This is a genomic window from Herbaspirillum lusitanum P6-12, assembly GCF_000256565.1.
Lineage (GTDB): Bacteria > Pseudomonadota > Gammaproteobacteria > Burkholderiales > Burkholderiaceae_D > Herbaspirillum > Herbaspirillum lusitanum.
Map to the genome: position 1 here is coordinate 1 of NZ_AJHH01000203.1, position 4,153 is coordinate 4,153.

At 60.9% G+C, this 4,153-nt stretch carries 4 protein-coding genes; 2 read left to right on the forward strand and 2 right to left on the reverse strand.

Features of this window, described 5'->3' with window-relative positions; translation table 11 throughout:
* Together HLUSI_RS27365 and HLUSI_RS0106910 are read left to right on the forward strand one after the other, a co-directional pair.
* On the forward strand, nt 1–187 hold a 187-nt coding region (locus HLUSI_RS27365), incomplete at its 5' end, for a SecDF P1 head subdomain-containing protein (protein ID WP_040503239.1).
* A gap of 82 nt (nt 188–269) precedes the next feature.
* The gene (locus tag HLUSI_RS0106910) at nt 270–923 is read left to right on the forward strand and encodes a DUF1345 domain-containing protein (RefSeq protein ID WP_016833290.1); all 654 of its coding nucleotides are present in this window, start codon (nt 270–272) and stop codon (nt 921–923) included.
* Nucleotides 924–1,012: 89 nt separating this feature from the next.
* Here the strand turns inward: HLUSI_RS0106910 and mgtA are convergent, their stop codons facing one another.
* On the reverse strand, nt 1,013–3,649 hold the full coding sequence (gene mgtA / locus HLUSI_RS0106915; RefSeq protein WP_029363224.1) for a magnesium-translocating P-type ATPase: 2,637 nt from the start codon (nt 3,647–3,649) through the stop codon (nt 1,013–1,015).
* Nucleotides 3,650–3,848: 199 nt separating this feature from the next.
* Nucleotides 3,849–4,153: hypothetical protein (locus HLUSI_RS33935; protein ID WP_238533935.1), on the reverse strand; the 305-nt coding region annotated here is incomplete at its 5' end.

Here is a 4,153-nt window from a genome sequence, read left to right on the forward strand (position 1 = left end):
CGCGATCCGGATGGGCATGGCCTCGCGCGTGCTTCTGCGCCAACGCATGGCGGTGATGATCAACGGTGAAGTGATGACCGCGCCGGTGGTGTCGGCGCCGCTGTCGGGCAATCGCTTTGCGATCACCGGCTTCAGCTCGTTGGAGGAAGCGCAGGAAATTGCCCTCGGCATCGCGCCGAAGAAGTAAGGCAACAAGACGCATCCGACCGGCTGCATGATAAGGTTGCGGCAATTCAACTGCTGCCGGGTCATGCGACCCGCCCATACCCATGTCAGTCGCCCGTCATATCGTCCAGGTCCATCCGCGTTTGCTCATCGCCGTCGCTGTCGGCGCAGCGGGGTATTTATTGTGCGCGGACGGCGCACTCATCACGCGCTTGCTGACGGGCTGGAACGCGGGCGTGGCCTGCTACCTGCTGACGATCTGGGTGATGATGTTTCGCTCCAGGGCGGCCGACACCAGACGCCTCGCCGAAAAGGAAGATGAAAGCGCGCAACTGGTGCTGGCCACCGTCTGCGTAGCCGCCATCGCCAGCCTGGCAGCCATCGTCATCGAACTGGCCGATGCTTCCCATCTGGAGAGCGGCCAAAAACTGCTGCACTATGCGTTCACCGGCGGCACCGTACTGGGCTCCTGGTTCCTGATCGGCACGGTCTTCACCTTGCACTACGCGCGCTTGTTTTATGCGCAGGACGATGATGCGGAGCCGCCGCTACGCTTTGCCGATGGCGAGAAGAATCCGGATTACTGGGACTTCCTGTATTTCGCGTTCACCATCAGCGTCGCGGTGCAGACCTCGGACGTCGCCGTCGGCACGCGCGCCTTGCGCAAGACCGTGCTGGCGCATTCAGTGATCGGCTTCTTGTTCAACGCGGCGATTCTGGGCTTGTCGATCAATATCGCGGCGAGTCTGGTGGGTTGATTCATCGCGTCCTCAGCACGCAATAAAAAACGGGATGCGTTTGCGCGCATCCCGTTTTGTTACGTCACGACGTTGACTTTATCCTCGCGTTATTGCCAGCCATAGCGGCGGGTGTACCACTTCTTCATCAGCTGGATCAGCGCGGCGTAAGCGATCAGGATCGCCAGCAGCCACGGGAAGTAGCTCAGCGGCAGCGCCTGCAGCTTGAAGTAGCTGGCCAGCGGCGACATTGGCAGGATGATGCCGATGGCCATGATGACCAGCGTCATGCCCATCAGCGGCCACGAAGCGCGGCTCTGGAAGAACGGAATGCGCTTGGTGCGGATCATGTGGACGATCAGCGTCTGCGACAGCAGGCCTTCGATGAACCAGCCCGACTGGAACAGGGTCTGGTGATCCGGCGAGTTGGCGCCGAACACGAACCACATCAAGGCAAACGTGCTGATGTCGAAGATCGAGCTGATCGGACCGAAGAACACCATGAAGCGGCCGATTTCACCCGGATTCCAACGCTGCGGTTTTTCCAGGAATTCCTTGTCGACGTTGTCGAACGGGATGGAAATCTGCGACACGTCGTACAGAAGGTTCTGCACCAGCAAATGCAAAGGCAGCATCGGCAGGAAGGGCAGGAAGGCGCTCGCCACCAGCACCGAGAAGACATTGCCGAAGTTGGAGCTGGCTGTCATCTTGATGTACTTGAGCATGTTGGCGAAGGTCTTGCGGCCTTCCAGCACACCTTCTTCCAGCACCATCAGGCTCTTTTCCAGCAGGATCAGGTCGGCCGCCTCCTTGGCGATATCGACCGCGGTATCGACCGAGATGCCGATGTCGGCTGCGCGCAAGGCCGGCGCATCGTTGATGCCGTCACCCATGAAACCGACCACGTGGCCCTTGTCGTGAAGTACGCGCACGATGCGTTCCTTGTGGGTCGGGCTGAGCTTGGCGAAGACGGTGGTTTTTTCCACGGCCACGGACAATTCCGCATCGGTCATCTTTTCCACGTGCGAACCGAGCAGCATGCCGTCGACTTCGAGGCCGACTTCGCGGCAGATCTTGGCGGTCACCAGTTCGTTGTCGCCGGTCAGGATCTTGACGGTCACGCCATGCGCGCGCAATGCCGCCAGCGCCGGTTCGGTCGACTCCTTCGGTGGATCGAGGAAGGCGATGTAGCCGATCAGCACCAGGTCCGATTCGTCGGCGACGCTGTAGGTTTCCTTGGTCGGCGGCAGGTCCTTGGCCGCCACCGCCACCACGCGCAGGCCTTCAGAGTTCAGGCTGGCGGTGGTCTTGCGGATCTCGGCCAGCAGCTCGGGCGTGAACGGCACGATCTCGCCGTTGTTGCGCGCGTGGGTGCAGATCGAGACGATTTCTTCGACCGCGCCTTTGCAGATCAGCTCATGGTGATCTTCGCGTTCGCTGACCACTACCGACATGCGGCGGCGCTGGAAGTCGAACGGGATTTCATCGACCTTGCGATAGGCCGAGGCGAGCGCCATTTCGCGTTGCAGTTCGGCGTGTTCCAGCACGGCGACGTCGAGCAGGTTCTTCAGGCCGGTCTGGTAATAGCTGTTGAGGTAAGCGTATTGCAGCACCTCGTCGTTCGGCTCGCCCAGGATGCCGGTGTGGCGCTCCAGGAAAATCTTGTCTTGCGTCAGCGTACCGGTCTTGTCGGTGCACAGCACGTCCATGGCGCCGAAGTTCTGGATCGCATCGAGGCGCTTGACGATGACCTTCTTGCGCGACAGGGCAACCGCGCCCTTGGCCAGCGTCGAGGTGACGATCATCGGCAGCATTTCAGGCGTCAGGCCGACCGCGATGGACAGGCCGAACAGGAAGGCCTCGACCCAGTCGCCCTTGGTGAAGCCGTTGATGAAGAACACCACCGGCGTCATCACCAGCATGAAGCGGATCAGCAGCCAGCTGACCTTGTTGACGCCCGACTGGAACGCGGTCGGGGTGCGGTCGGTGGCGGTGACGCGCTCGGCCAGCTCGGCGAATTTCTCGACCGGCAGCGATTCGCCGGTCATGGCGGCCTGGCTGACGAACAAGTCCTTGGCCGACAGCAGGCGCAGGTCGGCGGGGATCATGTCGCCGGCAGACAATTGCACGATGTCGCCCGGCACCAGCTTCTTGATCGGCAGCTCGATGCGCTTGGCGCCCTTGGGATGAAGAGTGACGTCGAAGTAGCGCTGGGCTTCTTCGGCGATGTCGGCGACGAGGTCGTGGCGGATCACGGTCGCGGTGTTGCTGACCATTTCCTTGAGCTTGTCGGCGGCGGTATTGGAACGCGACTCCTGCACGAAACGCATCAGCGTCGACACCACCACCATGGTGCCGATCACGATGGCGGCCTTCATGTCTTCGGTGTAGTAGGAGACGGCGGCCAGTACGGTCAACAGCAGGTTGAACGGGTTCTTGTAGCAGTGCCACAGATGCACCCACCAGCTCAGCGGTTTTTCGTGTTCGACTTCATTGGGGCCGACTTCGGCGCGAATGGCGTCGGCTTCCTGCTCGGTCAGGCCGTCGGTGCGAGTGTGCAGTTTTTTCAGCAGCTCGGACAGTTCGGTCCGGGAGGCGCCCACCAGGTTTTGCGCCACGGTTTGCGGGACTTCCTTGGTGGTCGGCGAGCTGCGGAACATGTCCACGCCGAGGCGATGGAAGTGACGATCCATGCCGCGTGCACGTACGAAGTTTGCGAAGGTTTCTTTCAACAGATCCAGATTCATGATGAAGCTCTTTTTCTTTTTGCAGCGGTTTGCAGTTCGGACGGCGCGCATGCCAGGAGGACAGCAAGGCGCGAGTCCGGTTCATGCGGTCATCGGAGAGACGGATGAGGAAAGCGTCAGACTGTAACGAATCCTCCTGACATATCGATGACAGCAGACGATCAGGTGCGAGATATATCGGGCATAAGGCCTCCGCAGGTCAGGTTTGCGAAGACCCTTTCATCGGTAATTGTTCCATCGACGGCATGCACACGGCGCCGGCGGCCAGGCCGGGCAATGGCAGGTCCGGCCGGCGCGCAGTGTGAACTGTGGCGCTGGCCGCGAGAGGCACCGGCAAATCAATGTGCATGTCATGGACGCGTATGGCCGCAAGCCATGCAGCATCCGGACATGGAACATGTGCCGTTGCGGGTCGGTCTGTAGCGTGCTGTGTTGTGCGGTGGAAAAGGCTGCGCCTGAAGCGGTGCATGCCTGATACCGTCATCTGCTCCTGCAAGATGACAT